This is a genomic window from Staphylococcus sp. GDY8P54P (assembly GCF_017892645.1).
GTDB lineage: Bacteria > Bacillota > Bacilli > Staphylococcales > Staphylococcaceae > Staphylococcus > Staphylococcus ureilyticus.
Window position 1 is genome coordinate 1 of sequence record NZ_JAESLN010000052.1, and the last position, 2,073, is coordinate 2,073.

Sequence of the window (2,073 nt, forward strand, 5' to 3'; positions counted from 1 at the left end):
CATTCGCTTAATTGGAGCCGTTCTTATGGACCTACATGATGAATGGATTTATTCTTCAAGAAAATACATCATTTTTGATAAGTAGAAATGGTAAAAACATTGTATAGCATTTTACACAGGAGTCTGGACTTGACTCACTTCCTTTATTATTTTTCATTTTTTTAAACTATTTAATACTAATGTCTTTTATAATAGCTTTTCATATATTATATAATCAATCTTTATAAGTCCTTTTATAAATTTCTTTTCTACCATTTTCGATAAATTCCTGTTTAATATTTTTAATTCCATAAACAATAGTTTCAATAGGATAATATTCTTCAACTATATCTTGATATTCTTTTGCTTTCTCAATATCTATATTTCCATACATTCTTAATATATCTTCTCCAAAATTTGTTCCTATTTCTTCTTCACTATCTTCAAGTAAGTATATAAAATCACAATATTCATCTATAATTCCAGAATCTCCAAAATCAATTATTCCAGTTAATCTATTATTGCCATCTAACAATAGATGATTACAACTAAAATCATTATGGCATAAACACTTTTTACCCTCAAAAACTGTTGTTGCATTTAGTCTTTCCATAAAACTTTCTATATAATCTTTTTCTATATCAGTTAAATCATTATAAATAGTTTCACGCAACAATATATACTCTTCTAATACATTTTGTTTATTATCAATAGTACATTCACTAATATCTGTATAATCTAAACCGTGCATTTGTCTTAAAAAACTGGCAATATCTCGTTTTAACAAATTTTGTTCTTCTTCTGACATAGTAGAATAAATTTCTGGTGTTAAAAAAGTTCCTTTAATTTCTTTATAACCTAGTATAGATAATTCATCACTAATATACGAATATTCAATATTAGGAATTTTTACATTAGTTTCTAAATTTGTATTTAAAAAATTATATATTGCTTTTTCTTTTGCATAACCTTTTTTCTTATTAGTACTAAATTTTGTTTTAAAAATGTATTCATTATTAACTAAATATGCCACACTATCATAACCACTACCGATTATTTCAATACTATCTACTTTGAAATTATCAAAGTAATGCTCAATTAAATATTTCATTGCCTTAACATTTGTGGCATTATCATCATATCTATATTCCATTAAATAACAATCTTCTTTTTTGCCCTCGTGTAATTCATGTTCTGGCAAATCTTCAATAATTCTAAAACCAGATTTTTGGTATGCCCTTATTGCTCTTGGATTATTTTTATGAGGGTCTAAAATAACTGCATTAGCATTTCTTTCTTTTTTCAAAAATTCAAAAATCAATTTAATATATCTTGTACCAATTCCTTTACTCCAATAATTTGGCTCTCCTATAAATTGATCCATACCATAGACTATCTCATCAGTTTTTGGATAATGATAATCAGTATATAACTCATCATACATTTTATATATTTGTCCATATCCAATAGGAACATTGTTATATTCAATAATTACTCTAAAAACTTCATCTTCCCAAGGCTCTGTATAATGTTTTTTTAATGATTCTAATGTATATTTTTTATCTCTACCACCATAAAATTCTAATACTCTTTCATCAGTTAACCATTTTAACATCAAAGGAAAATCATCATCTATTAAAGTTCTTATACATATTTCATTTTCAACTATATTCATTTATTTATCACCTTTTTCATAATCATATACATATACTATTTCATCTTTATAATCATTTTTACCACCTAATTTTTCATATACATGGCAAGCTCTAGGATTACCTTTATCAGTTATTAAAAACATTTCAGAACAACCAATCTCTTTAGAATATTCCTTAATAAAAGATAATAATTTTGAACCATAACCTTTGTCTTGATAGTTAGGTAACATTCCTATTGAGTGTAAATAAAACATTGTTTTTCCATCAGGTCTTAAAAGTGTATAGCAATATGCAAATCCTATAATTTTATTATTTTCTTTAGCTATAAACCCAAATGAACTGGTATCATTAAGAAATCCTTTTAAATTATCAATATCAAAAACCATATTATCATCAATTAAAACTTCTTCCATAAACTCAGTCAAGTCCAGACTCCTGT

2 protein-coding genes are annotated in these 2,073 nt (G+C 25.1%); both read right to left on the reverse strand.

Annotation, left to right across the window (positions count from 1 at the left end; translation table 11 throughout):
- Window positions 1–214: 214 nt before the first annotated feature.
- A complete protein-coding gene (locus tag KA883_RS13255) occupies window positions 215–1,654 on the reverse strand; it encodes a bifunctional aminoglycoside N-acetyltransferase AAC(6')-Ie/aminoglycoside O-phosphotransferase APH(2'')-Ia (RefSeq protein ID WP_001028144.1) in 1,440 nt (479 codons plus the stop codon).
- The coding region (locus KA883_RS13260) for a GNAT family N-acetyltransferase (RefSeq protein ID WP_044435618.1) at window positions 1,655–2,073 on the reverse strand (419 nt) is incomplete at its 5' end.

Excerpts from the sequence above, each read along its gene's own strand:
- KA883_RS13255 (WP_001028144.1), bottom strand. The coding sequence starts at position 1,654 with ATGAATATAGTTGAAAATGAAATATGTATAAGAACTTTAATAGATGAT.